Source organism: Streptomyces sp. NPDC005784, assembly GCF_042871525.1.
Classification (GTDB): Bacteria; Actinomycetota; Actinomycetes; order Streptomycetales; family Streptomycetaceae; genus Streptomyces.
Window position 1 is genome coordinate 1 of the sequence record NZ_JBIAIQ010000040.1, and the last position, 23,844, is coordinate 23,844.

Below are 23,844 nucleotides of genomic sequence, written 5' to 3' on the forward strand. Positions count from 1 at the left end.
CCGCTTCGCTCTGCCTCCGGCAGCCGAATACTCGCTACGCTCGTTTCGCGCGTCCCCGCGCGAAAAGCATTCCGCCTCCGGCGGTGGTTTATGAATTCGCCCTCCGGGCGGAATTCATAAACCTGCGTGCCTCCGGCACGAATTGACGGTAAATCAGGAATTCTCCGAATTCCCTGGAAGGGAGAGAGAGTTGAAAGCGGATTCCGTGGAGGACGGGAGCCCACGGAATCCGGGAAGGGTTGAGCCCTCCGGGCCCAACCCGACCTGACCGGCACGGGAGTGAGCGACCGTCAGGGCGTGTGTGAGGAGCTGTGGGCACCCTCCGGGCACCCACACCCCCGACGGCCCCTCACGGGCCGTCAGCACGGCGCCAGCCGCCACGCCGCCCATCCCCACTCCCCCGCCCCGAGCCCCGCCGCGCCGCGCCCGACACCGACCGCCCCCCTTCCCTTCACCGGACGGAGGAGCAGCGGCAGCAGAGGGGATGTCAGACCCCCGACCAGGCCCACGCACGCCCGACACCCAGCGGCAACCCCGCCGCAGCAGCCGCCGACCATGCGCCAGTTGGCGCGCCAGTTGTGTACCCCGATTGGTGCGCACTTTTTGCTCTAGGGGGGGTTGTGCCGACACCCTGAACTATCTAGTATCGAACTTGCAAGACCGGATCGGGTGACGCCGAATCGGCAACGCCGGACAGCACGCGAAGGGAAGCACCATGGAGGTCAAGTCAGCGGTACGGCTGATCAACCAGCTTGTTTACAAGCCTGGTTGGACGCTCGAAGCCGAAGACAACACCAACCGGTTCGAGGGGACCGTAAAGGTCAAGTTCATTTTCCCCGCGTTCCAGTCGGAAAGGGAACTCGCGGAAGAGGGTTACCCCTCACACATCGAGGGTTCGTGGGCCGAGTTCCGAATTGTTGTCGCTGATTGCGACGACGCCGAGCTTTACCGCCGAGTTCTCGAAAAGATTATGACAGTAGAGCTTCACGAAGCGCGGGAATTCCTGCGAGTTCCCCCGACATTCTGGGCCCCGTTCCACCCGCACCGCGTGGACGGCATGAAGCGTTGGGGTGACGGCGAAGGCGATCTTTCCTACGGCATCGCGTAAATGACACTCCCGGTCCGGGGCTGCATCCAATCTGCGCCCCGGATCGGGAGGCCACACCGAGAAGCCCGCCCATTCGTGGGCAGCGACAAGCCCCGGAGGAAGCCTTGAACGTCATCGTTCTACTCGCCGTCATCGCGCTGATTGTGTACGGCGCCGGATACCGCAAGGGTCGGGCCAAGGGTGCGGGCGAGAACGTGGCCCGAGCCGTGGCCCGCATCATCGAGAAGCGGTGACGCGCCGCGCCACCCGCCCGCTCCTGTGAGGAGGGTTCGGGCGGCCTCCCCCCGGAGGCCGCCCGAGCCGGGGCGCGGGGCGCGCGAGGGCCGGACGACAGCCGGGGCTGGCGAGCGGCGAGGGGGCACCGCCGGCCCCCGGTGCGGCCCGCACCGCGGCTTCCGTCGGTTCGTCCCGCGGATCGCTCCCCCACGGTCCCATCTGAGTACGCGCGGGCGGGTGTTCGGTTCGTCCGCCCGCCCACCGCCCGTCGACCGCCCACCGGCCCCGACCAGGGCCAAGGTTCGGACTTGCATTCGCCGTCATCTTAATCTAGTATCGAACTAGTCGCCGGGTGACACCGGCCGACTCGCCGAACAACACGAAGGGAGAGCCCTAGTGGCTCACGAGATCAGCCCAATTGGCACACGCGCTGCGGTTACGGACACCCGCAACGCATCGCTCGGAGACCTCAGGCGAATTCTGGAGCGGGACCAGAACTCCAAGATCGACATGGTGGCCCCTGCCTCGAACATCTCCGCAGCCGACGGCAACATCGTTGTCACGGGACTGCCCCCGGTCATCACGGCCGACGGGGTGACCATCGCGGATGGCACGTACCGCCCCACCGCCGTTGCCGACGAGGGGATTTCCGACAAGCTCAAGATCCCTCTCACCTACGTACGCCGGACGCGAGCCGACGCAGTCGACCTCTACGACCGCAACATCAACGGGTGGTTGGAGAGAGACCCGTCCCGGCGCTTCCTGCTCCGCGCATTCAAGGGTGAGCCGGGCGTGTTGAGAGCCTGGCTTTCCGACAGCTACAAGAGGCTTGATCATCTCGACATCCTCACTGCCGTACTGCTCGGCGTGCAGGAGTCCGGGCACCCCGTGAAGATCACGGGAGCAGACCTGACCGAGCGTCGGATGATCGTGCGGGTGGAGTCGGAAGACGTCGCCGCGCTCGCCCCCGAGCTTCTCAGGGGGTACCGGTCACCGTTCACCGGGCAGTCCGGGGAAGACCTCCCCTTGGTCTCGGCGGGGTTCGTCCTGACCAACAGCGAAGTTGGTGAGGGCAAGTACAAGCTCACGCCCCGAATCGTCGCGCAGGTCTGCGGCAACGGAATGACGATCACCAAGGACGCGTTCGGCAAGGTCCACCTCGGCGCCCGGATGGATGCGGGGATCATCGAGTTCTCCGAGGACACCCAGGAGAAGAACCTCGCACTGATCACGGCGCAGACCCGCGATGCCGTGGCGACGTTCATGAACCGCGAGTACGTCGAGCGGAAGCTGTCCGACATCCAGCGGGAGGCCGGGCACAAGATCACCCGCCCGGTCGAAACCGTGGAACTGGTGGCCAAGCAGCTCCGGTTCACCGACAGCGTGCGTGACTCCGTGTTCAGTCACTTCATCGAGGGTGGCCAGACCACGGCGGGCGGGCTCCTCCAGGCCGTGACCGCAACGGCGCAGACGCTCAGCGACGCCGACGCGGCCCACGAGCTGGAGACACAGGCCCTTACCGCAATGGCTATCGCCGCAGCGGCCTAGCCAGCATCAGCCCCGGCGGGGGCGCGGCGGCCTCCCGCTTCCGCCGGACCCACGCCTGTGAGCGGCATTGGGGTGCCGCTCACAGGCGGCCAGCGGGCAGGGTCAGGGACTTGACTTTCGCCGCATTATTATCTAGTATCGAATGTATCGGTTGAGGAGTGACGCCTTTGACCGCCGCCGAAGGAACACGAAGGGAAACACCCCATGGACACCAAGGACTTCCCACCGCCCCATGAGCACGCGGAACCGGACACGCATCACGCCATCGGAGTCGTCAGCGATCTGATGCAGGAGGCAGGGCCAGGAACACACTTCGTCACCGCATTCGTTCGCGGGACCGACGCGAACGGGCTTGTTGCCAACACGTACTTCCAGGTGTTCGGCGAAGGCCCCGACGCGCTGTGGTACGGCGACGAGGAGGACACGGTCGCCGTCGCGCAAGTGGTGGCCCTGGCATTCATCCTCGGCGCGGGCAGCATCGTTCTCGGCACGCTGTCGCCGACGGACGAGATGAGCGCGCGCGGCTGGGTGATCCAGGACTCGGCCCTTACTCCCCTCCCTGCCGCTGTCCTTGAACAGCGGGCCCACGAAATGGGTTTGTATCCGGTTCCGGAGTTCGTCACCTACCGCGATGCGTTCCCGCTCCTTGCTGTCAGCGAGGCCAGGCAGGCCGCCGCCCAGGCGCCATCCGGCACGGATTCACCGGCCAGCCCTGACAGCCACGGGACCGAGTGAGGAGCCACCTGTGAGCAGCACTCTCTTTCGTGGAGCCGACCTGATCGAGTCCGGTGACCTTGTGATCTACCACGGTTCGAAGCCGGACTATCACGGCCTCTACATCGCGTTGCCCTGCCCTTGCAGGTACTGCTACATCGCGGACGTGCGTGGCACACCGGATGCCCGGTACGCCCTGGTCGACCCGTGGGGCGAGCACCCGCGCGGCCTGGTCCACGTCCGCCGCCAGTCCATCACCCGGTCCGTCGCCAACTCCTGAGACCAGCGGTCGGTGTCCCTCCCCCCCCTCCCCCCCCACACACACCGGCCGCTTCCCGGCCGCCGCCCCGCACTCCCCGCCCTGCGGGGCGGCGGCCACCCAAGGGCCCGTAGCTCAGTGGCAGAGCAGGCGCCTTAAAAGCGCCCAATGTCGCCGGTTCGAATCCGGCCGGGTCCACCACCCCCGCCCATCCCGTCCGGCGACCGCCGAGCGGAGCGGGGGCCCTAACCGGGCTCTCTACGGAGGTACCGATCCCCACCGACGCCAACCAGAACCCCGCCGACCCGTCCGCACCCAACCCGAGGCGTGCCAGCGCACAGGAAGTGATCCAACTCGTCATCGAACAGCAGCAGCTCACGGACGACGACTTTGAGATCGACTTTGAGGCACTCGCCAGGCTCGATGACATGCCGGAGGCGGAGGCCGTGGCACTGATCGGCTCGACCATGGCCCGCATCATGTTCAGCTGAACACGCACCGGGGAGCGCCTTCCCGGTCCCCGCAGGCCGCGCCCGGAAGGGTGCGGCCACCTCCCAGCCGCGTAGCTCAGTCGGTAGAGCGCGGATCTTATAAGTCCTGGGTCACGGGTTCGAGTCCCGTCGCGGCTACCCCCCTTGTTACCGGCCGATCAGGTTCGCGGCCTTCCCCTATAACGCCGTTCCCGCCCCGGCGAGCGGGCACGGTCAACCCGGCCAGTTCGTCACTGGCCGAAGGTCTGCCGTCCCGGCGCCCGTGTTCCCCGTTTCCCTTTGACGGGCGCCGGGCGGCAGGCACCACCCATCACACATCCCCGTTCCGAGAGCCGGGAGTCTGACCATGCCCACTGACATCCTCACCATCGAGACGCCGTCCGGCACCGTGCGCGCCACCGCCCAGGCACAGGGCGACGACGCGTATCTGTTCACCCTGGGGGGCGCGCTGCGCGGCTGCCTGTACGTGACCGGCACCCATCACCCTTCCGACTGGGACCAGTTCACCGCGCTGCGCGTGAGTCTCGGCTCAGTCGACGTGATGGGGGCGATCGCGCCGGCCGATTCCCTGCCGCGCTACCGGGGCAGCTCGACCGGCTACCGGGGCAGCCTGCTGCACAGTTGGACGGGCGGCGCCGACTCTGCGCCTCAGTCGGTACTGTCCCCTCTGGAGTCCGATTCCGGCAGAGCCCCCTCCCCCAAGATCGGGCAGACCCTCGCCCTGGTGCTCCGCGCGTGCGCCGAGCAGGTCGCCCACCGCCCCGACCTGCCCCGCCTCCTGGACGCCGCCCGCACCCGCGAGACCCCCGGTCTGCTGCGCTTCCTGACGTGGTCGGCGCGCCACAGCGAAGCCGCGGCGGAGCAATACGAGCGCGAAGCCGTTGCCTACCGCCTCGACGCCCGTGCAGCGGTCACCGGATGGTGGACGGCTGCTCGATGGCTCGCCGCCGACTGGCACCCCGTGACCGCGGTGCTGCTGATGAGCTACCGCGGTTCCCTCGCACACCGCGCCGACTTCCTGCCCGCCTGGGCGGAGCTCGCCGAACGGGCGGGACGTGAGGAGCGCCGCCGTTCGTTCCGTATCAGCAACGAAGTGCGTTCCCTGCGTGCCGCCCAACCGCGCAGGCGCCGCGGTAGTCCAAGGGCCACGGCCGAAAAGTCCACCGCCCCCGTGGGACCGTCCGGTTGCGGCCCGGTGCGCACGTCGCCGGGCAGTGACCGACGAGGGCGCGAAATGGCGCCGCCGCCTGCCCGGTCCGCTCCCGTACACGCCCGGGACCTTGCAGCGTGACCGGTCCCCTGCCTCCGTGGCGTCCGCAGGACTTCGACGACTGGTGCGAGACCTGCGGCGCCGCGCCAGGCCAGCTCTGCAAGGCCTGGTGCGACACCGGATACACCGCAGACGATGCCCAGCGCGACGCCGAACGAGCAGCCGGCCGGACCCGAGACGTCCCGTAGCGCGCAGCGTGCGGAGCCCTCGCTCCGTAGCGGATGCCGGACGCCGACCCCCCATCGGTTGCTACCGCCTGGTCCCTGACCGCCCGTTCAAGGAGATGCCTCATGATTCCGTCCACCGCCCCAGAGCTTTGCCCCCTCGACGACCTGACCGCTCTTCTCGGCGCCGATCGCGCCGCCCACGGGCGCATCGTCTTCGCCGGCGGCCGCGCCCTGGAGGTGACCGCTCACCGCAACCGGACCGCCGCCGCGCTGCCAGAACAGTTCATCGCCCATGTCCGACCGGTCAAGCTGAGCGGTCCGCGCGACGGTCGGAGCCAGGCGCATGAGCAGCTGCGGCACGTGTCCGCGGACCTCGGTCAACGGTTCGTGGCGGCTCTCGTCTCGCTGAGCCTGTGCACCGCTCCGGTTTCAGCTGTGGTCGAGCAGGCCCGCACTGCACTGTCCGGATTCCCCACCCGGACCCAACAGCTGGGGAGTTGGGTGATCGGCACACAGGTCAGCCGGGGCCGCCGACGTCTGGCTGTCTGGTGGCGTACGCCGGACGGCCCCGTACGTGCGGTGGCGCCGTACCTTGCCGATGCCCTGCGCCGTGCCGGACTGGCGACGACGGAGCCGGACAACAGCGCGTACGTGTACATCACCCTCGGGCTCTCCGCCGGCTCGGACACCGCGACAAGGTTTCGCGTCGCCCCAGGCCAGGAGAGACGCCACTGGGACATGTATGACACGGCCACCGGGGCCACGGTGCGCACCTACCGTGACGCCGAGTGGGCCCGCGGCGCCGCCGAGAGTGAGAGCCGTTCCGCAGCTGCCGCGCAGCAGGCGGCCGTCGCATCGTGGGAGCTGCCCGGAATCGAAACAGGTCAGGTCGACAACGCGCAGGTGCGTGAACTGGCCGTGGCGTTGGCGCTGGGCGGGCACATGCCCTACGGACTGACGGACGTCGACTACTCGCAGGCGGCGGGCTTTCTCATCTTCGTGTCCCCAGGTGAACCCGCAGTGGCCAGCGTGGTGCGCATCATGGAACCCGGCGGAGCCATGCGCCCGAAATTCCGCGCCGGCGAACCGTCCGTGGAACGCGAGGAGTTCGACCAGGACCTCGCCGCCTACGCGCGGCTGCTTCGAGGCCTGGGCCGACAGACGACCCTCACCCCAGTCAGCGTCCATACCGACCTGCCGTCGTCTCTGGGGCCCGGCCAGAGCCCCGGCGAGGCGGGCCACCACTGAAGGACCGCAGCCCGACGGGGCGTTCCGAGGTTCGTGGGTTCCCGGAACTGCGGCAGAAGGAAATCCAGCGAACGGGAATGCACACCCCCAATCCATTGTTAATCTAGTATCGAAGCAATTGACTGGCGGGACCCACGGCACCGCCCAGCCCGCACGAAGGGATCCGCGCCATGGCCTACGCCATGCACATCGCGTGCCCGCCGGAAGGCGAGGACGCAGCCTACGAGGCGGCGAGCAAGGTGTTCGACGCGTCCGTCTCGGCCCGCGACGCCCTCGAACTGCCGCCCGAGCACCAGGAGCACGAGGCAGCGCGGGCGAGAGTCTCCGACGCCTACGACGCGATGCTGGCGGCTCACGCCTCACACTTCCACCTGACCACCTGGGCCATGAGCGAGTGCCGGGCCATCATGGACCACTTCCGCATGCTGTCCCTGGAGCAGCCGCCCGACCCAGCGGGCAGCAAGGCCAGCGCAGAGCAGACCACCCAGGAGCAGGGACGGAGCGGGCAGCCGGAGCCCGCGCTGCGCGACCACCCGTGCGCCTCCCCCGCCCCGGCGCCACTGCCGCCGTCGGGAATTGCCCTCTACAAGCTGAGCGGCAGCCACGGATGGCTCGTGACACCCGGCGAGATCCGGGCCGCCCTGGCCGCGTACGAGGCCAGCCGGACCGCCGACCCGGCACTCCTCTCCGAGATCGCCGCGGAAGCCGACTGGTGGCCCGAGTGGATCGACTATCTCCGGCGCGCCGCCGACCAGGGCGGATTCCGCGTGCACGGCCCCAGCGCGACGTAGCGCAAGGCCTCCGCCTTGACCGAACTCCTGGGAATTCACGCACCGGCGCTCTACCTCGGACGCATCTCCACGGAAACTGGCACCTCGTCAGCCATCGGGCCCCAGCGCCCGGAATCTCCCCTCGGGCCCCGGACACAAAGGGCTAGTTCCATGTCTGTGCTCAACTACCGCCCCTTCAGCCACCGCCACGACGAATCGGACCACCTCGTAGGCCCTCGCCCCCGCGGCGAGTCCCGCCGCAACAAGCACCGCATCATTCGACGCAGACTCAAGCGGGCGGATACGCGCGCCTGGCACCGAGAGGCCGACACCGAGCTCTCCGAGACCGGCGAATGATCCCCGCCCTGCGCCGCAGCCACCACAGCGGCGCAGACACAGACCGGCCGGGCCCGATTCCCTTCGGGGCCCGGCCGACCCGGCCCGGCCTGCGGTCGGGCAGTGCCGTGCGGCTTCCGGCTCCAAGCCGCATGCGCGCCGCTCCCGCAGGCCGGACCGCCCAGACAACCCCGCGCCAGAAAGCGTGAACCCATGTCCCCCAGCCCAACCGCCCTCCTGCTGACCTGCACCGGGGCGCTCGCCGAGATCGATCTCCCTTTCGGCCGGGACGGCCGCAGCAGCGCCGACCGGAGTGCCGTACTGCGCGCGACCCTGCGCTGCGAGCGGTTTGACGTCGTCGCCCTCACCACCCAGTGGGACATATGGATCGACGACGACGGCCTTCACAACCATCCGGTCAACGCCGCAGCGACCGCCCTCGCCCGGCGGTTCGGGTTCGTCTTCCAGCTCTACCACGGCCCTGTACTCCTCACCGGCGGACCCGACGCCGAGGGCAATACCCTGCCGCTCCTGAAGGAGCAGGTTCTCGGCCTGCTGCGCACCTTGCAGGACATCTGACGCCCCGTGCGCGGGCGCCAGCCGGCCCCGCAGGGCCCTGCCCGCCGTACCCCCGAACCGCCCACCATTCCCCAGGAGTTCCCCATGCCCGATCCCATCGCCGTGCCCGATCCGCTCGAAACCGCGACTCTGGCGTTCGAAGCGCTCCTGGACGCCAGCGGCCCCGGCGTCCATCACCTGGTGTGCAGCGCCACCAGCGCGCTCGGGAGCTACGCCTCCGCCTCCGTGGTCGTCCAGCTCGAGCCCGGCGACCCGGTACGCGCGGACGCCGACCTCGAGGGCTCCCTGATGTTCTGTCATGTGCTCGCGCAGACCTCACGCTTCTTCACGTGCGCGGCCGTCTTCACCCGGACGTACACCCCGGGAGGCGCCTGCCGGGTGCGCGGCTGGACGGTCGTCGACGGATGGCCCCAGCCCATGCAAGCGGCCGACGTGTTCGCGGCCTACTGCACCGACTTCACCACCGGGGCCCCTCTACCGCCCGAACCGGGCACGGACTACCAGGCCGGGCTCCCCGTGCCGACGCCCGCCGGCCTCCCGTGAGCCCAGTGTGACGCCCGTGCCCCGGATGGGGCACCGGGCACAACGGCCAGCCGGACGACCGAAATACGGGAGCCGAACCCTTGCATTCGCGAGCATTTTAATCTAGTATCGAAGTATCAGAGTCGAGGGCACCGCAGAACCCGGCATCCGGGCCGGACCGCCGCCTCCACTGAGCGCCCCCGTACTGCCCCTCGGTCCTCGCCGTGCCCCTCACCCAAGAGGGACGACCGCCATGCCGACCACCCGCACCCCCACCCCCTTCCCGACCGACTGGCCCAAGGACCGGTACGTCGCCACCCGCCGCGCCATGAAGGCACTGCGGCTCGCCGACCGGCTGCTGCGGCGCGGACTGGCCTACACCCCGGCCGAAGTCACGGATGAGGTCATCCGGACCGCCGCCGCGCAGACCCGCACCCGCACTCCCTCCGCGACCACGTGCGCGCAGGTCCGCGCCCTCCTCGAACTGCTGCTTCCTCCGACGGTCACCGGCACGGACACCCCTGCCGAGACCAGCGGATCAGTCCCCGCTCGGGCCACCACCAGCCGCCCGACCACATGACCGACGGTGCGCAGGCCCAGCCCCGGGCCGGTCCTGTGCACCGCTCCCAGCACAGGAGATCCACACATGTCCACCGCCTCCCCGGCAAAGAAGCCCACACGGGCCACCACCGCCGCCCGTCCCGCACCCCAGAGCCCCCCGGAACTCCAGCCCGCAGCCGCCGACGAACCGCAGGACCTGATCGTCCGCCTCGACGCGGCCCTGATCGACCGCGACGCCTACAACGCCCGCACCACCGACACCGGACCCGACGACGACCTGCTGGCGTCGGTCAAGGAACTCGGCGTACAGGACGCCATCTCCGTGCGCCCCGGACCGGACGGACGCTACGGAGCCTTCAAGGGATGGCGCCGCGCGCAGGCACAGCAGGCCGCCAACGAGAGTGCCACCGCCGACGGCAGGCCCGTCCGCAAGGTGCCCGCGATCATCCGGGCGGACCTGGTCGGCAACGACGCCATGACGCACATGCTCTCGCTCATCGAGAACGACCACCGCGAGCCGATGCGCGACCGCGACCGGGTCAAGGCCATCGAGACGCTGGCCCTGATGGAAGTGGACGAGGCCCAGCGCGAGCAGATGGCGCGCGCCCTGAAGATCAAGCGCTCCGAACTGCGCGCCGCACGCGAGGCGTCCCGGCTGGACGACGCCGTGCTCCGCCGCGCCACCCTCCAGGGATTCGACCTGGTGCAGATGGCGGAACTGGCCGAGGTCACCGAAGTGCGCGGGGCCGCCCGCGATCTGGAGGAGGCCCAGGCCAAGGACGCCGCCGAGGACGACGGCGGACGCGGCCACTGGGACCAGGCCCTGGCCCGGCTCCGGCAGACCAAGGCCGACACCGAGGCCCGGCAGAGCGCTCTCAAGGAACTCCAGGACGCGGACATCCCGCTACGTTTAACGGTGGTTGTTTCGTCTCCCAGGGCCATCAGTCTCCTGGGTTATCTGACCCCGTCAGCAACCTCCCGCCGTCCATCCCAAACCTGTCCACCACCAAGAACGCCTTGCCCAGCTCGTTGAGCGTTAGCTCCAGCCGGTAGAAGTCGACCTCGCCTCCACCATTGCGGTACGGCCGAATACGTTCTGCATCCAGACTCCGCTTCCACTCGTCGAATGGCACCGCCGCGAAGGGCTCGTACTCGTCGTCCCAAATACAGCTGTCTGCTCTGTACTGGTCATACTCCGTCCCGTCGTATGTCTCCGGGTGCACATGGGCGTCAGCCCATGCGAACAGCTTCGGCACCACCTCGGCGTAGCTCGCGAGGCCGAGGAACACGCCCCAGCTGGCCAGCTTCTCGGGTTCTTCGCCGTCCTCGTTGTCTATGCCTAGACGAATGTCGCCTCGTCCTGAGCTCTTGTTGACCCACTCCTCCATGTCGACCACCAGCCGCTTGCCGCTGGCCAGCAGCTCCATCCAAGGCTTGGCCAGCTGCAGTTCACGGATACGTAGCTCGTACGGATCGCCCTCGGCGGCCTCACGCAGCGGGGGCGCCGCACGGGCATCCAGCACCTGATCCTCCGGCACCAGCAGCTTCCAGCCGCCCGTGGACGTCTCCTGAAGCGTGGTGCGGTTCACCAACTGCCAGTGGCAGCGCTTGGTCTCCGGGTGGTACAGCACCACGGCCACCGGCAGCGAGTGGTTGAGCCAGTAAGCCACGTGCCCGCCGTCCGGCCGGAACCACCATCCCCCTGGCGCGGTCTCCCGGAACCAGCTCTCTCCGCTCTTGATCTGTAGCGCCACCAGCCGGCCCCGCACGTCCTCGCCGTCGACAACCTCGGCATGCGCGTCAATGCCGTAGTCCTCGGTGGGCTGCTCACGGAACAACCACCCCAGCTCGTCCTGGATGGCCTGCTGGGTGTGGGTCACCCCGGCACTGGCGACCTTGGCGGATGGTTTACGGCGCATCACGGCTCCATCTTCTGCTGGGATGGGCTCGGCAGCCGCTTGTACCGGCAGCTGCCGTCATCGTCCTCAATCTCGTACTCCTCACCCGGCAGCCTCTCGTACAGTCCCGAGATGACCTCCGCGGTGTCGGCAGCCTTGCAGTGCGCGCCATCTGGCTCGGTGTGGATCAGGTAGGTCATGGGGCACTCGCACGTCGTCCCAAAGGCGTAGAACCGACCGTGCATCGCCTCGCTGACGAGCGCGGCAGGGTAGTACACGACGTGCTTGCCGCAGATTGTCGGCAGCTCGACCATGCCACCTACTACCCGGCTCGGCGTTAGCTCAGTTGCGGGCCGCCAGGGTTGCAGCTCGATGTGCTGCTCGGTCGAGCGGAAGTCCTTGCCGCCGGCGAAGTCCAGGAACCCGTCATCGTGCAGGGGCTGTCCGCTCGGCCAGGTGACCGGCCCCGCTGGCGGCCAGAAGTCGGGAAGCTCCAGTCGGGTCGACAGCTCGACCTGGAGGCTCGCCGTCGTGAACCGCACCCCCTGGAGCACGAGCTGTCCGAGCACGATGGTCATGGCGTAGGCCTGCGGCCGGTCGGGTTCGGGCAAGCCGTCGACGCGCACCGCCAGTGGCGTGACCCGGATCGACCAGCCGCGGATTCCTTCGTATCGTCCAGCCCAGAACTGGCTGGCCGGGAGCGGCCGCAGTCCGTCCCGAAGCGCGTACAACTCGTGGTACTCCGAGACCGGGAGTCCGTAGCCTCTGCCGCGATCCGCCTCGGAGGACACCAGCATCGCCGTAAGCGCGGTCTTCTGTACCCACGCCGCGATTGCACCTTGGTCCGCCGCCTCGATGCGGCCGGGCCGGCCCAGAATGAGCGGAGTTAGGACGCGCTGCGCGACGACTTCGAGGCGGCTCATCCAACCGTGGTTGCAGCCGCCGCAGACGTCTCGGACTTTCTGGCGGAACGGCGGGCGCACGCCGAGTTCGCGCCCGATGCGGTTCAGCCAACCAGCACCGTGGGGCACCGGATCAAGGTCAAGGCCGATCTTGCTCAGCCAGTCTCCGAGCACATGCTCGCCGGTAAGGGTGTCGGCGGAGCCGCAGAAGACGCAGGTGGCGGGCATGGATCAGTCAGCCTGGGATGGGTCCGACGCGACCCACGCCGGGGGCGATTGTGTGGAGGTGCCCAGGAACCGCTCGACGTCAAATCGGTGCTCACGCAGCCGCCGCCTGGCGGTCTCCAGCTGCTCCTCCGTGAACAGCTCCCGGTACCACGGCAGCAGCACGAACGCCTCGACGCTCATCTCCAGCCGTCCGTGCTCCCAGAGGGTGGTGAAGCCATCCGAGGCGTCCCGTCCGCGTAGCAACTGGCGGGCAGCTTCGGCGCCACCCAGTTCGCCGACCATCTCCATGAAGCGCGTGGCGCTGTAGCCGATCTCCCGCTTGAGGCGTTTTACGCCGAGCACCATGGCGCGGTGGAACTGCCGCTCCGCTTCGCTGGTCACGACGCTCCCCGGATGCTCTGGAGGAACTTCCCGGAGCCGTCGTCGAGCATCCAGAACGACCAGCCGTTGCGGTTGGGGCTGACACCCGGCTTGTAGTGCGCCACCACGGCGCGGGCGGCACCGGTCGGCGTCTTGAAACTCTGCCCACTGAGCGGCCCGGACGTGATATCGATGCGCGTCGTTCTCGGGTCGTAGCGCCCCTGCGTGCGGTGGCCCTCGTAATCCGCGTACACCGCCACGCCGCTCGCCGCCTCCGGCTGCTCCGTTTTCTCCCTCGCGGCAGGGGTGGACATGCTGGCTTCGGCCACCAACCGCGCCACCACCTCGCCCGCCGTGCAGCCGCTCATGCGTGCCGCGAACTCCAGCGACTGATAGGTCTGCGTGTCCACCTCGACTGTCTCCGTCATAGCGGCTCCTCTCTCTAATGTGAGCGTAGCGACAAGAGAGGAGATAAAGCAAGCAAAAGGAGCGAACGGAGGATACCGGAGGTCAGGCGGCAACCAGCTGCCCCGGACCCGTATCCGCCCTCCCTCCCAGCAGGAGGAATTCGTCATGCACCCCCAGGGCTGCTCAAGACCCACCTCGCCGTGCGGGACGACCCGCACGTTTTCGCGACGCCGGACGCTCTCGTGACCCTCGGCGCCAGCAGGAGCGCTGTCGCCTCCATGCGCTTTTGGTCTTCGGCCTTCAAACTCACCGACGGGATCCGCCACCAGCCCGGTACCGCCAGCGACGTGCTCCCCACCGCCCGGGCACGGTGGCTGCTTCACGAGGACGGAGATTCATATCTGGAGGAGGACAAGAGCCTGTGGCTGCTGCACTGGTGGCTGCTTGCGCCTCCCTGCCTGGTCCCGGCCTGGTTCTACACGTTCTGTCTGTCCCCGCTGACCCGGCTGGAACCGGACCGGCTGAGGGCCGGCATCGAACGCGCGGCCGCCGCAGCGAGCTGGAAGCGGCAGCCGACCTCCACCACCCTGCACCGTGACATCAGCTGCATGGTCCGCATGTACACCCCCGGCACGCCCCATGAGCAGCCGCGCGCAACGTTCGAGGATCTGGTCGACCGCCCCTTCAGCGTCCTGCGTCTGTTGAACTCCGGACCTGACGGCGTGGTCCGCCTGAGCTCTTCGGCCGGGGCCGCCGCTCCGGCCGCGATCGTGGCCTATGCCTGCCTGGAGTACGCCTCCCGGTTCACGCCCGGCCCGGGCAGCATCTCCGTGGGCCGACTGCTGACCGATGACGCTGGGCCGGGGCGCGTACTGCGACTCCCGCCACGCAGTCTCAGTCGCGCGCTCACCGCCGCGGCGGTGACTCACCCACAACTGCGCCTGACACACAACGGCGACGGCATCGAGGTCCTCACCTACAGCTGCCCGCCGCTGGCACTGGCGTGGAACATCCTGGACGCGTCCTACGGGCACGTTCGCAGGCGCCTCGGCATCCACCCCGAGCAAGGCACCCCAGGGCAGCCAACAGAACGCGCATCGGCCGCCGAGCAACTGGCGCTCGACGACAGCCTGGCGTCCGACGGGCGCCGCCGTCCCAGCACGCCGCGGTCCTGACCAGCCCACCGCCCCGCCGCCCAGTCGGTTCCGCGCCGCCCCCAGCGCGCAGACGGCTCCGGCGCTGAACCACGGGCAGCCGCCGCGGCCGCACTGACGCCGCCGGTCGCTCTCGCCATGACCGGGCCTATAGACGAGCTGCGCCTTCCTGCCCGGCCCAAGACCGACCGCCACCAGACCGCGCCCGCCGAACCTGCCAGGTCGACGACGGCGTCAGCCTGCCGCCGACCGCCGCCAGCTCGGCCGCTACGGCCCGGACCGGTGCCTGTGGGCCGTGGCCCCCGATGTCCCCATGGATGCGGCGGCGACGCTGGCCGAGTCACTGCCGTGGCTCGAGCCGATCCGCGCCCTGGGGATCCCGGTCGCCTTCGCCGCACCGGACGGCAGCGAGAACGGCCTCATCCCCTGGGGCGCCTTCGACGTGCTGTTCCTGGCCGGTTCCACCGAGTGGAAGACGTCACCGGCCGCTCACCGCCTGGCTCTTGAAGCCCGCGGGCACCGCCTGGGTGTCCACATGGGGCGCGTCAACTCCCGTCGGCGGCTGCGCATCGCGCAGGCCTTTGGCTGTACGAGCGTCGACGGCACCTACCTCGCCTACGGGCCCGACACCAACCTCCCCCGCCTCTTGGCCTGGATGAACCATCTCCACTCCTTCCCGACACTGTTTGGAGACGACACATGACGACGTGGCTTCGCCTCGTCGGCGCCTCGATCATGGGCATCCTCGACCCCGTCCCTTCCATCACGGCTTCCCCGATGAGCGAGGAGGACGGCGCCTGGGTCCGCGCAAACGCCTGGACGAAAGGACTGCGCCGGATCGAAGACGCCTACCCTCACGGATTCCACCGCTGGTGCTCGTGCGAACGCGGAACCTGCCACCCCTGCGGCTCCGGCCATCACGACCAATGCGTGAGTGCCACCGGCCCCCGCTTCGACAAGGAAGCCGACACCGCGGCGCGTTCGTCGTCGCCGTGATCCGGTACCGGCTGGCCCAGCGGCCCTGCCGGTGGATCTCCCTGCACGCACTCCGCGGACGGCGACCAGACCATCGACGCCCACACCTCCACGCCTCAGTCTTTCGTCCAGCGCCCATCGCCGCCAGGACAACTCTCCTTCTTCGCTGGCGCCGACCTGCCGGAGGAATCTGCGTCCGGCGACATCAGACTTTGTTTGTCAGTCCGAGGATCCTTCCGTTCACGGATGCAGCGGTTGTGGAGGCTGCTTCGTGCTGTCCTCCATGGGCATCTCTCCACGAGAACCTCTGGCCTCATCTGGCACCTCACGGGCGTCGGCAGATTCATCCATCCATCGACGCAGCAGGGGCAGCAGGACATCAGGGTCGACGGGCTTCGACACGCAGTCGGACGCGCCTGCCTCGGCAGCCAGCTCCTGGCTGCCGAGCGCACCTCCCGGAGCAAGGGCGATAATGGGCATTCCACTGACTTTCGGCGTCCGGCGAATCTGCGCAATTGTCTTAGGGCCGTCCGCTGCTGGCAGCATGACGTCGATCACGATGACCTCGATGTCGCCATGCTGTTCCAGAAAAGTGACGGCATCATCGCCGTTCTCGGCGTAATACACGTACAGGCCGTGCCGTTCCAAGTCGCTGGTGAGCGCGAAGATGCTGCGTACGTCGTCGTCGACGATCAACACCTTCTCACCATCAAAGCGGATGTCCCGTGCTGACTCCGCCAGTGCCCGGCTCGGACCCGAAGGCGCCTGGGCGTCGGGCAGACCGTGCACGGCGTTCTGATGCTGGGGCAGGGACGCGGCCCCGTGACGGCGCCTGACGAGAGCAGCGAGTTCGTCCTGAGCCTTCGCCACCCTCTCGTCGTCCTGCGTTGGCTCGCTCGGATGTAGTGGCAAGTACAACGTGAACGTCGAGCCGTGCCCTGGTTCGCTCCGCACATGGATCTCACCGCCGAGCAGCTGCGCGATCTCCCGCGAAATGCTGAGGCCGAGGCCTGTACCGCCGTACTTGCGGCTTGTGCTCCTTTCCACTTGCCTGAACGCCTCGAAGATGACTTCCCGCTGGCTGGCCTCGATACCGATCCCGGTGTCCGTCACTGCGAACGCGATGATGTCGGCATCTGGGCTCGACAGCGCCCCGGCCTCAAGAAGCTGCAGCCGGATGGCTGACGGCACTTCCATGCCGGCGGGGTGAATGGCCAGCTCGACTTCTCCCGACTCGGTGAACTTGATCGCGTTGGACAACAGGTTGCGCAGCACTTGCAGCACTCGATGTTCGTCGGTGAGCAGTGTGGGAGGAAGTTCGGGGGACACACGTACGGCGAAGTTGAGGCCTTTTTCCACTGCCAACGGACTGAAGAGGGCCCCCAAATAGTCGGCGAGCGGTACGAGCGTGGCAGGGGAGGCGGAGACGTCCATCTTGCCCGCCTCAACCTTCGACAGGTCGAGGATGTCATTGATCAGCTGGAGCAGGTCCGAGCCGGCGCCGTGGATAGTCTCGGCAAACTCCACCTGCTTCGGCGAAAGGTTCCTTTCATCGTTGTCGGCAAGCAGCTTCGCCAGGATCAGCAGCGAGTTGAGCGGCGTGCGCAGCTCGTGCGACATGTTCGCCAGGAACTCTGTCTTGTAGCGCGTGGAGAGCGCGAGCTGCCCGAACTGCTCCTCCAGGACCTGCCGGGCCTCCTCGATCTCGCCATTCTTGACCTCGACGTCGCGGTTTCGCTGGGCCAGCAGCTCGGCCCTCTGCTCCAGTTGAGCATTGGACTCCTGGAGGGCGCTCTGTCGATCCTCCAACTCCATGGTCTGATGACGCAATTGCGCGGCCAGTTGCTGGGATTGACTTAACAGCTGCTGAGTTTGCTGTTGTTCCAGGATTGCTTCGCTGCTGAGATGGATCAGATTGGCAACCTTCCGAGGGATATCGGGTCGGCGTTCCCCCAGCCAGCGCTGTGCCTCCGCCACTCGGGTGGCGGAGAGCAGGTCTTCGTCTCGGGCGCGTTCTTCCATGACAGTCAGCCACTGCTGGAAATCGGCGTCCTCCTCAACCCAGGCGGAGAGTCTGTCCCATTCCCGAATCAGGGCCTCGTGTGCGATCTCTGCCGTCTCGGGTCCGTCAGATCCCAGGATGACCAGGCGGCGGTCCGGTTCGGCAAGCAGCTGGGCGATGTACCAGTCACTGCCGAGATGCGAACGGTCGGCGGTGACGCGGACGGCGCTGGATGCCCCACCGCGGGCACGGATCATAGAAAGCAGCGCGCGGCGGATGCGTTGCTCATCCAGTCGGAGCTGGTCGTGTAGCCAGTAGTAGGCCTTCTCCGCATGCTGGTTCAGGGCTCCAGCGACGCCTCCGAGACCGTGATAGCTGTCAAAACTGATCTGGCGTTCACGCTGCAAGGGCCACAGTTCAGTCAAGGTGAACTCCAAGAGCGGCAGACTGCCTGCCGCCCTGCTGGCCTCACCCGCGATCTTCTCCGCCAGCCCCGGGCTGAAGGCCACTCCGGCAAGCTGTGCCGGTTCCACGATCACCCGTGTCAGTGCTGCCTCGTCCAGCGGTGAGACGTTCAACTGCCGATCCTGTAGCCGGGAACCGATATCGGGCAGTTCCAGCAAATCGGGAAGGAAGTCGGCGCGCAGTGTGCAGACCAGACGTACGTTTGCGTCTTGCACCCTGTCCGGGGGCGGCAACAGATGGTGCAGGAACTCCAGTGCCTTCTCCCTGTCCGGACTCCCGCTGAGCACCTCCTCGAACTGATCCCCAATGAGGGCCAGGCGCTTACCGGTTAGCAGCGCAACCCGCGAAGCAACGGGCCAAAATCCGTCCTCCCGCAGCGCGCGGGCTCGATGGTCCAACTGTTCAAGGGAGTGGCTCACTCCAGGGTGCTCAAGATCAAGTAAGGCCCGAGCGACTGACTCATAGGGGGTTACACCCGGACGAAAGGGAGCTGCGGCCCAGCCATCGGCCGCGAGCGCAGGCTGCAGACCAGCCGCAACAAGGGACGACTTGCCGACTCCGGAAGGGCCGGTGACGACAACGAGCGGCTGCGCCCTCACCATCTCCCGGAGCCGTTTGACCTCGCGCTCACGTCCCACAAACACGCCCGCCTGCGCATCTGCGGCCGTGAACGCCTGCAGTCCTCTGTACGGACAGGGAGGAAGTACCAAACGGCCCAGGGCCTCGGGCCATGCGGCCGCTACTTCCGACAGAGGCACCGCATACGCATCTTGCGCTGCGCCTCCCTTGCTGGCGATTGCGAGCATCCCCACGGCCACATCGCCCCAGCGATCCGTTGCCACAACCGGCGCGCCGCTATAGCCGGGCTGAGCTCGCAGGGCTGCCTCGGCGCGGGCATCGAGTTGGATCAGACCACCACCGACTGCTCCCCGTATGGAGCAACTGGTCCAGGCCCCCTTGTCCTTTCGGTCGGGGGTACTTGGATAGCCGAACACCGATACCTGCGCATCAGGGGTCAGGCCGATACGCGCATCGACCAACCGTGCTGGCCCGGCCCCAACGGGCAGCGTGTCTGCACCCACAACGACTAGGCCAGCCACATCACGTCCAGAGCCGCTTGGTCCCGCGGGCGGATCCCACGCCACCACCCGACATACACGCAGCGGTGCGCCGTCGACGTCGCCGAGCAACACGAATTCAACCTGAATGCGTGCGTCGTCGTGGGGGCGTTCACGGTGGTGCTTGTCATGTCCGAGCGCTGCATTGACGACATGTGCGCATGTGACGATGTGCCGGTCTCCGACCACGAACCCGAGGCCGATAGGAGCGCCCGAGGCCGCTGACCGGATCTTTACGATGAACCCTTCTCGCCGAGCGTGCATGCGGATCAGGCACGTTTCCAGACCACCCGGACGGCGAAGTTGACCTCTGCCGTCCCCTTGGCGATGATCACGCCGCTCTCGCCACCGATCTTCAACCCGAACTGGATCTCCATCTCATCCGGCTTGAGCTCTCGGACCGTTTCGGAGACCTGCGACAGTGCTGGCCGTACACCGTCCAGCGCTTCGCGGAGAGAGGTCTCGGCTCGGGCTACCACGCCGTCGCCCGCTGCAAGTTCCAGGTCCGAGCCTGCCAAGCCGCTGTCGACCTCGAAGACGGCTGTGCCGTCGCCATTGCCGTCCACTGTCATCATGACGAGTTCCGACACAGTGCCCCCTTGCGCCCGGCAAGCCCCCAGCCATGGGGCCAGCAACAATGCCCCTCATCCTGTGCCATCCAGTACCGGCATTTCAGGGAAATCCAAGAGAGATCCCGTAGATATCGAGCCACTCTCGCGCCGTGCGGTACAAAGCGGACGGCCGGGACCGGCATGAGTTGGCGGGCGGGAGTTGGGGACGCTCCGCCGGCCGCCCCTGCACCTCCGCTGCCTTCCGGGGCCCGTCTTCGCAAAGACCGGGATCTGGCGGAGCGCGTCCCCCAGGCCCGGGGAAGTCAGCGCCCGGATGCGTACCGCTGAGTGGACAACGGACAGGAATGAACGGCCCCCATAACGCTGCGACGAATGCGGTGTATGCCAGCCGGGCACGGCGCGAACGGCGCCTTGGCCGCGGTCGGTGCCCGCAATATCCGGCATCGCGGCGCACACCGCTTCTGCTCCGGCTCGGCAGGTCCCGCCGCGGGCGGGAGACAATCAGGCTCGGTCTGCCTGCCCGGAAGCCGTATCCCAAGCGTCCCGACCCGGAACCGGGGGGTTGACGGTGCCCAGCGTGAGGGCCTTGTGCGGTGTCGAATTACTGGTGCCCGGTCGCTGTCACTCCGGGCTCGGCAAAAGTCTTGCCGCCTGCAGCTTGCCAAACCAAGATCTTCTATCTAGTATCGAACTATCGCTTCCGATGGCACCACAGCCTCCAGAAGCGACCAGCAGATCACGCACCGAAAGGAGGCACTCATCATGCCAGCCGCCGGCACCGATGAGCATGCGTCCCCCGCTTCCCGAAACCACAGCTCAGACACCCTGTCGACACGCACTACGCCTTCCAGGAGGAAGACGATGACCGGCACCGACGAGAACGAACTCCTGGATGCTCAGCAGATCCATGCCGAGTTCGCACTCAGCCCTTCACGCCTGAGCGAGCTGTACCGGGACCGCGACACGACCGGCTTCCCCGAGCCGGACGACATCCAGGGCCGGCGGCGGCTGTGGAAGCGGCGCACCATCGGCCCCTTCCTCATGGACTACCGCCAAGCGAAGGCCGGCCAGTCCTCCGTGCGCCACAGCCTCCTCGAGGGGCCCCGCGAGGAGTTGCTCTCGACGTCCGACGTGGCCAAGGCCCTCGGTCACAAGAGGACCGTCACGGTGCTGGCCTGGCTGAGGGACAAGCCCGGGTACTTCCCCGAGCCCGACGTCGCGGAGACGACTGAAGGCGGCCGGCTGCGCCGTCAGTGGTACCGGGGAACAATCCTCGACTGGGTCGGTCAGCGGCCGGGGCCGGGCAACACCCAGAACAAGGGCCGCTCACCGGCGGCCGCGCCGGTGGAGGAAGGGAATCCCGAGGAGTTGCTGGACACCAAGCAGGCTGCGCCGATGCTCGGCTACAGCAGCCACCTGCAGCTCAACCGTGCCATCGTCCGCGGCCTGCTGCCGGAGCTTGCCGAGCCCGACGAGGTGGTGCGCAACGAGCGGGGCCTCACCAGCAACCGCTATGCCCGCCGGCGTGTGGTCGCCCTGGCGCGAGCCCGCCGTGAGGCGCCGTCCAGCCCCCAGCTGGCGGAGCAGCGGCTGACCGCTGCGCGTGCGGCGTTCCGTGAGGCCAACGACCCGGACCGGGTCACCGTCGAGGCGCTGGCTCAGGCTCATCCCGGTCACGGCAGCGCCACCACGTGGCAGAAGACGATCGACGAGGTCCGCCGCGAGCTCGGCCTGGCGGACTGAGGAAGGAAGCCGCGGGAAGCGTCTCTGCGGAGGCTATTCTGGGCGGTGTACGGCACCTGGCTGTGGGCTCTCTTCGTGTAGCCCCGGCGGGCCGGGTGTGTCGGCCGATGGCCGGAGGGGGCTGTCAACCTCCTACCGGGACCTCCGGGACCCGGACCGGCCATCGCTTCCCCCTTTCCGGTCAACCGACGTTGATCTGGTCGCCAGACGATTGATCTGGCCCCGTTCCGCTGATCCGACGGGTACCGGTTTTGGATGTGCAGCCACGACTGTTGGTGTCCCGGAAGTTCTGCGCCGGCGCATCCTCGAGCAGGTAGCCCAGCGCCGTTGACGAGGAGGGAACTTTCACCGCCCCCACGAACGCGGCCTTCGGGTAAGGGTTCGTTGTCGCACGCTTGGGCCCAGAGACTGCACGATGGCCGGTATGGCGCGGCTCGCCACCGCACTCTGCGGCAGGCTTCAATCCGTCCGGAGCCGGCCGTTACTCGTGGAACCCGCCCCAATCGGGCGGGGTTCCACCTGTTGAAGCAGGTCACCGTTGCTCAACCGAAAGCAGCCCGTGGGTCTCCTGGTGGTCTGGGGCACGGAATGACTGTCCCGGCCCGGATGGTGTTGCGCGCCCGTCCACCGAGTTGTCGAAGGTAGACGCTGCACAAGGAGACTGCAGCGTCTATCGGACCTGGCTCCAGCCCGCGAAAGTGGCGGTCTCGGCCTGCCTGGCCTCCATCGCGGCGATCACCCGCTGCCGAGCCACCCCGCCGGGCCAGCTTGAGTTTTCCGTCTGGCAGCCGCAGCCGACGGGGCCGTTTACGCCCCAGGAAGCACACAGGAAATCCATGTGCCGCCGGACTGTCAGGCCCTCGACCGCAGACCGTTGGGGCGGCAGGAGGTTTCACGCCAACGCCCCACGAGCGCATCGAACCTTTGTGTGGGTCTGTTTGAACCGTTCCGGGTTTGATCGAGACTCTAGATCTTGACTGTGACCTGGTGTTTTGCGGTCTTGTTGTAGTAGTTGGTCTCGTATTCGGCGGGCGGGATGTGCCCGATCTCACCGTGGAGTCGGCGGTGGCAGTACCAGTCGACCCACTCGGCGGTGGCCAGCTCGACCTCGGAGAGCGTCTTCCAGGGGCGGCGAGGCTTGATCAGCTCGGTCTTGAACAGGCCGATCGTGGACTCCATCAGGGAGTTGTCGTAGGCGTCACCGACAGTTCCGATCGACGCGGCGATTCCTGCCCGGTCGAGGTGCTCGGCGAGCGCAAATGATGTGTACTGCGACCCGGCATCGCTGTGATGTATCAACTCGCCTTTCCGGTGCGGGTGTTGGTCCCGGTCCCGCTGCCACAGAGCCATCTCCAGGGCGTCCAGGACGAGGCGTGTCTCCTTCGAGGTGGCTGCTGACCAGCCGACGATGCGGCGGGAGAAGGTGTCCACGACGAAAGCGACATAGACGACGCCGGCGAACGTGGCGACGTGGGTGAAGTCGGCGACCCAGCAGCGGTTGGGAGCCGGGGCGACGAAGTCACGGTCCACGAGATCCGGGGCCCGCTGGGCACTCGCATCGGGGATCGTGGTGATCACCTTCTTGCCGCGGACCGCACCGGTGATCTTGAGGTCACGCATGAGACGTTCCACGGTGCAGCGGGCCACCGATACGTTCTGCCGGTTCAGGTGCCGCCAGATCTTCCGGGCGCCGTAAACACGGTAGTTGGCCTCATAAGCCTGAGTGATCAGGGTCTTCAGTTCGGCGTCGCGGACGGTGCGGGCAGCGGGTGCGGCCCGGCGTTTGTGGTGGGCGTAGTAGGTGGAGGGGGCGATCTTGCAGTCGTGGTCGGTCAGGACCCGGCAGATCGGCTCGACGCCGCCGAAGCGGTCCCTGTGCTCGTCGATGAACGCTACGAGCGTGTGTGTGGCCGGTCGAGCTCGGCCGCGAAGAAACTTGCTGCGGCTTTGAGGATGTCGTTGGCCCGCTTCAGCTCGGCGATCTCCTTCTTCAGCCGCTTCAGCTCCACGGACTCATCGCTCGTCGTGCCTGGGCGGGTCCCGGCGTCGATCTGGTCCTGCCGCACCCACTTGCGCAGTGTCTCGGTCGTGCCGATGCCCAGTTTCTGGGCGACCGCTTTCATCGCGGCCCACTCGGTGTCGTAATCCGGCCGCACCTCGGCGACCATCCGCACCGCACGACGGCGCAGCTCAAGCGGGTACTGGGAAGGACGTGCCATGACTCGATCCT

Annotated in this window: 25 protein-coding genes and 2 tRNA genes; 20 read left to right on the top strand and 7 right to left on the bottom strand. The window is 67.8% G+C overall.

Annotation, left to right across the window (positions count from 1 at the left end; all coding sequences use genetic code 11):
• The first annotated feature begins 715 nt into the window (after positions 1 to 715).
• The 16 genes from ACFYR3_RS37675 (at position 716) to ACFYR3_RS37750 (ending at position 10,822) form a co-directional block, all read left to right on the top strand.
• Positions 716 to 1,108 (top strand): hypothetical protein, encoded by a 393-nt coding sequence (locus ACFYR3_RS37675; protein WP_389286489.1) that lies wholly within the window; start codon positions 716 to 718, stop codon positions 1,106 to 1,108.
• A gap of 104 nt (positions 1,109 to 1,212) precedes the next feature.
• Positions 1,213 to 1,341, top strand: coding sequence for a hypothetical protein (locus ACFYR3_RS37680; protein WP_389286490.1), 129 nt, complete (start codon positions 1,213 to 1,215; stop codon positions 1,339 to 1,341).
• A gap of 379 nt (positions 1,342 to 1,720) precedes the next feature.
• Positions 1,721 to 2,872 (top strand): DUF932 domain-containing protein, encoded by a 1,152-nt coding sequence (locus ACFYR3_RS37685; protein ID WP_389286492.1) that lies wholly within the window; start codon positions 1,721 to 1,723, stop codon positions 2,870 to 2,872.
• 204 nt (positions 2,873 to 3,076) lie between these two features.
• On the top strand, positions 3,077 to 3,607 hold the full coding sequence (locus ACFYR3_RS37690) for a hypothetical protein (RefSeq protein ID WP_389286494.1): 531 nt from the start codon (positions 3,077 to 3,079) through the stop codon (positions 3,605 to 3,607).
• 10 nt (positions 3,608 to 3,617) lie between these two features.
• The gene (locus tag ACFYR3_RS37695; protein WP_389286495.1) at positions 3,618 to 3,866 is read left to right on the top strand and encodes a hypothetical protein; all 249 of its coding nucleotides are present in this window, start codon (positions 3,618 to 3,620) and stop codon (positions 3,864 to 3,866) included.
• A gap of 103 nt (positions 3,867 to 3,969) precedes the next feature.
• Positions 3,970 to 4,046, top strand: a tRNA-Leu gene (locus ACFYR3_RS37700).
• Positions 4,047 to 4,189: 143 nt separating this feature from the next.
• On the top strand, positions 4,190 to 4,336 hold the full coding sequence (locus tag ACFYR3_RS37705; protein ID WP_389286497.1) for a hypothetical protein: 147 nt from the start codon (positions 4,190 to 4,192) through the stop codon (positions 4,334 to 4,336).
• Between the two features lie 65 nt (positions 4,337 to 4,401).
• A tRNA-Ile gene (locus ACFYR3_RS37710) sits at positions 4,402 to 4,474 on the top strand.
• A gap of 208 nt (positions 4,475 to 4,682) precedes the next feature.
• Complete coding sequence (locus ACFYR3_RS37715; RefSeq protein WP_389286499.1) at positions 4,683 to 5,627, top strand: hypothetical protein; 945 nt, start codon at positions 4,683 to 4,685, stop codon at positions 5,625 to 5,627.
• 269 nt (positions 5,628 to 5,896) lie between these two features.
• On the top strand, positions 5,897 to 7,021 hold the full coding sequence (locus ACFYR3_RS37720) for a hypothetical protein (protein ID WP_389286501.1): 1,125 nt from the start codon (positions 5,897 to 5,899) through the stop codon (positions 7,019 to 7,021).
• Between the two features lie 170 nt (positions 7,022 to 7,191).
• On the top strand, positions 7,192 to 7,812 hold the full coding sequence (locus ACFYR3_RS37725; RefSeq protein ID WP_389286503.1) for a hypothetical protein: 621 nt from the start codon (positions 7,192 to 7,194) through the stop codon (positions 7,810 to 7,812).
• Between the two features lie 150 nt (positions 7,813 to 7,962).
• The gene (locus ACFYR3_RS37730; RefSeq protein WP_389286505.1) at positions 7,963 to 8,148 is read left to right on the top strand and encodes a hypothetical protein; all 186 of its coding nucleotides are present in this window, start codon (positions 7,963 to 7,965) and stop codon (positions 8,146 to 8,148) included.
• A 192-nt stretch (positions 8,149 to 8,340) separates the two neighbouring features.
• Entirely contained in the window at positions 8,341 to 8,706 is a 366-nt protein-coding gene (locus ACFYR3_RS37735; RefSeq protein ID WP_389286507.1) for a DUF3846 domain-containing protein, read from the top strand.
• Between the two features lie 84 nt (positions 8,707 to 8,790).
• Entirely contained in the window at positions 8,791 to 9,249 is a 459-nt protein-coding gene (locus ACFYR3_RS37740; RefSeq protein WP_389286509.1) for a hypothetical protein, read from the top strand.
• A 232-nt stretch (positions 9,250 to 9,481) separates the two neighbouring features.
• A complete protein-coding gene (locus ACFYR3_RS37745) occupies positions 9,482 to 9,808 on the top strand; it encodes a hypothetical protein (RefSeq protein WP_389286511.1) in 327 nt (108 codons plus the stop codon).
• Between the two features lie 66 nt (positions 9,809 to 9,874).
• Positions 9,875 to 10,822, top strand: a complete 948-nt coding sequence (locus ACFYR3_RS37750) for a ParB/RepB/Spo0J family partition protein (protein WP_389286513.1) — start codon at positions 9,875 to 9,877, stop codon at positions 10,820 to 10,822.
• Here ACFYR3_RS37750 and ACFYR3_RS37755 read toward each other — a convergent pair.
• The 4 genes from ACFYR3_RS37755 to ACFYR3_RS37770 are packed head-to-tail and all read right to left on the bottom strand — an operon-like array spanning position 10,731 to position 13,605.
• Positions 10,731 to 11,708 (bottom strand): DUF4365 domain-containing protein, encoded by a 978-nt coding sequence (locus ACFYR3_RS37755; protein ID WP_389286605.1) that lies wholly within the window; start codon positions 11,706 to 11,708, stop codon positions 10,731 to 10,733. The genes ACFYR3_RS37750 and ACFYR3_RS37755 overlap by 92 nt on opposite strands.
• Positions 11,708 to 12,817 carry a hypothetical protein gene (locus ACFYR3_RS37760; RefSeq protein WP_389286514.1) on the bottom strand — a complete coding sequence of 370 codons (1,110 nt, stop codon included), beginning with the start codon at positions 12,815 to 12,817 and terminating at the stop codon, positions 11,708 to 11,710. The genes ACFYR3_RS37755 and ACFYR3_RS37760 overlap by 1 nt, the downstream gene beginning before the upstream one ends.
• Positions 12,818 to 12,820: 3 nt before the next feature.
• Positions 12,821 to 13,198: a hypothetical protein gene (locus tag ACFYR3_RS37765; RefSeq protein WP_389286516.1), complete on the bottom strand. Its 378-nt coding sequence runs from the start codon at positions 13,196 to 13,198 to the stop codon at positions 12,821 to 12,823.
• Complete coding sequence (locus tag ACFYR3_RS37770; protein WP_389286517.1) at positions 13,195 to 13,605, bottom strand: hypothetical protein; 411 nt, start codon at positions 13,603 to 13,605, stop codon at positions 13,195 to 13,197. Before ACFYR3_RS37770 ends, ACFYR3_RS37765 begins: the two co-directional genes overlap by 4 nt.
• A 159-nt stretch (positions 13,606 to 13,764) precedes the next feature.
• Here ACFYR3_RS37770 and ACFYR3_RS37775 point away from each other — a divergent pair, with 159 nt between their 5' ends.
• From ACFYR3_RS37775 to ACFYR3_RS37785, 3 genes are all read left to right on the top strand, one after another.
• Positions 13,765 to 14,760 carry a DUF4007 family protein gene (locus ACFYR3_RS37775; protein ID WP_389286607.1) on the top strand — a complete coding sequence of 332 codons (996 nt, stop codon included), beginning with the start codon at positions 13,765 to 13,767 and terminating at the stop codon, positions 14,758 to 14,760.
• 292 nt (positions 14,761 to 15,052) lie between these two features.
• Entirely contained in the window at positions 15,053 to 15,442 is a 390-nt protein-coding gene (locus ACFYR3_RS37780; protein WP_389286519.1) for a hypothetical protein, read from the top strand.
• Positions 15,439 to 15,735, top strand: a complete 297-nt coding sequence (locus ACFYR3_RS37785) for a DUF6248 family natural product biosynthesis protein (RefSeq protein ID WP_389286521.1) — start codon at positions 15,439 to 15,441, stop codon at positions 15,733 to 15,735. Before ACFYR3_RS37780 ends, ACFYR3_RS37785 begins: the two co-directional genes overlap by 4 nt.
• A gap of 219 nt (positions 15,736 to 15,954) precedes the next feature.
• Here the strand turns inward: ACFYR3_RS37785 and ACFYR3_RS37790 are convergent, their stop codons facing one another.
• The gene (locus ACFYR3_RS37790) at positions 15,955 to 19,563 is read right to left on the bottom strand and encodes an ATP-binding protein (RefSeq protein ID WP_389286523.1); all 3,609 of its coding nucleotides are present in this window, start codon (positions 19,561 to 19,563) and stop codon (positions 15,955 to 15,957) included.
• Positions 19,564 to 19,568: 5 nt separating this feature from the next.
• The gene (locus tag ACFYR3_RS37795; protein ID WP_389286525.1) at positions 19,569 to 19,889 is read right to left on the bottom strand and encodes a CU044_2847 family protein; all 321 of its coding nucleotides are present in this window, start codon (positions 19,887 to 19,889) and stop codon (positions 19,569 to 19,571) included.
• An 843-nt stretch (positions 19,890 to 20,732) separates the two neighbouring features.
• Here ACFYR3_RS37795 and ACFYR3_RS37800 point away from each other — a divergent pair.
• Positions 20,733 to 21,614 carry a hypothetical protein gene (locus ACFYR3_RS37800; RefSeq protein ID WP_389286527.1) on the top strand — a complete coding sequence of 294 codons (882 nt, stop codon included), beginning with the start codon at positions 20,733 to 20,735 and terminating at the stop codon, positions 21,612 to 21,614.
• A 966-nt stretch (positions 21,615 to 22,580) separates the two neighbouring features.
• On the opposite strand, the gene ACFYR3_RS37805 is transcribed toward ACFYR3_RS37800, so the two are convergent.
• Positions 22,581 to 23,833, bottom strand: a protein-coding gene (locus tag ACFYR3_RS37805) for an IS3 family transposase (protein WP_389286529.1) whose coding sequence is annotated in 2 segments (ribosomal slippage) — positions 22,581 to 23,551 and positions 23,551 to 23,833 — 1,254 coding nt in all. Because the reading frame shifts where the segments join, the coding sequence is not laid out codon by codon here.
• Positions 23,834 to 23,844 lie beyond the last annotated feature (11 nt).

What these genes read in the sequence shown, in the direction of transcription:
- ACFYR3_RS37675 (WP_389286489.1), top strand. Translation starts at nt 716, where the DNA reads ATGGAGGTCAAGTCAGCGGTACGGCTGATCAACCAGCTTGTTTACAAG.
- ACFYR3_RS37690 (WP_389286494.1), top strand. Translation starts at nt 3,077, where the DNA reads ATGGACACCAAGGACTTCCCACCGCCCCATGAGCACGCGGAACCGGAC.
- ACFYR3_RS37715 (WP_389286499.1), top strand. Translation starts at nt 4,683, where the DNA reads ATGCCCACTGACATCCTCACCATCGAGACGCCGTCCGGCACCGTGCGC.
- ACFYR3_RS37720 (WP_389286501.1), top strand. Translation starts at nt 5,897, where the DNA reads ATGATTCCGTCCACCGCCCCAGAGCTTTGCCCCCTCGACGACCTGACC.
- ACFYR3_RS37725 (WP_389286503.1), top strand. Translation starts at nt 7,192, where the DNA reads ATGGCCTACGCCATGCACATCGCGTGCCCGCCGGAAGGCGAGGACGCA.
- ACFYR3_RS37730 (WP_389286505.1), top strand. Translation starts at nt 7,963, where the DNA reads ATGTCTGTGCTCAACTACCGCCCCTTCAGCCACCGCCACGACGAATCG.
- ACFYR3_RS37735 (WP_389286507.1), top strand. Translation starts at nt 8,341, where the DNA reads ATGTCCCCCAGCCCAACCGCCCTCCTGCTGACCTGCACCGGGGCGCTC.
- ACFYR3_RS37740 (WP_389286509.1), top strand. Translation starts at nt 8,791, where the DNA reads ATGCCCGATCCCATCGCCGTGCCCGATCCGCTCGAAACCGCGACTCTG.
- ACFYR3_RS37745 (WP_389286511.1), top strand. Translation starts at nt 9,482, where the DNA reads ATGCCGACCACCCGCACCCCCACCCCCTTCCCGACCGACTGGCCCAAG.
- ACFYR3_RS37750 (WP_389286513.1), top strand. Translation starts at nt 9,875, where the DNA reads ATGTCCACCGCCTCCCCGGCAAAGAAGCCCACACGGGCCACCACCGCC.
- ACFYR3_RS37755 (WP_389286605.1), bottom strand. Translation starts at nt 11,708, where the DNA reads ATGCGCCGTAAACCATCCGCCAAGGTCGCCAGTGCCGGGGTGACCCAC.
- ACFYR3_RS37760 (WP_389286514.1), bottom strand. Translation starts at nt 12,817, where the DNA reads ATGCCCGCCACCTGCGTCTTCTGCGGCTCCGCCGACACCCTTACCGGC.
- ACFYR3_RS37770 (WP_389286517.1), bottom strand. Translation starts at nt 13,605, where the DNA reads ATGACGGAGACAGTCGAGGTGGACACGCAGACCTATCAGTCGCTGGAG.
- ACFYR3_RS37780 (WP_389286519.1), top strand. Translation starts at nt 15,053, where the DNA reads ATGGATGCGGCGGCGACGCTGGCCGAGTCACTGCCGTGGCTCGAGCCG.
- ACFYR3_RS37785 (WP_389286521.1), top strand. Translation starts at nt 15,439, where the DNA reads ATGACGACGTGGCTTCGCCTCGTCGGCGCCTCGATCATGGGCATCCTC.
- ACFYR3_RS37790 (WP_389286523.1), bottom strand. Translation starts at nt 19,563, where the DNA reads ATGCACGCTCGGCGAGAAGGGTTCATCGTAAAGATCCGGTCAGCGGCC.
- ACFYR3_RS37800 (WP_389286527.1), top strand. Translation starts at nt 20,733, where the DNA reads ATGACCGGCACCGACGAGAACGAACTCCTGGATGCTCAGCAGATCCAT.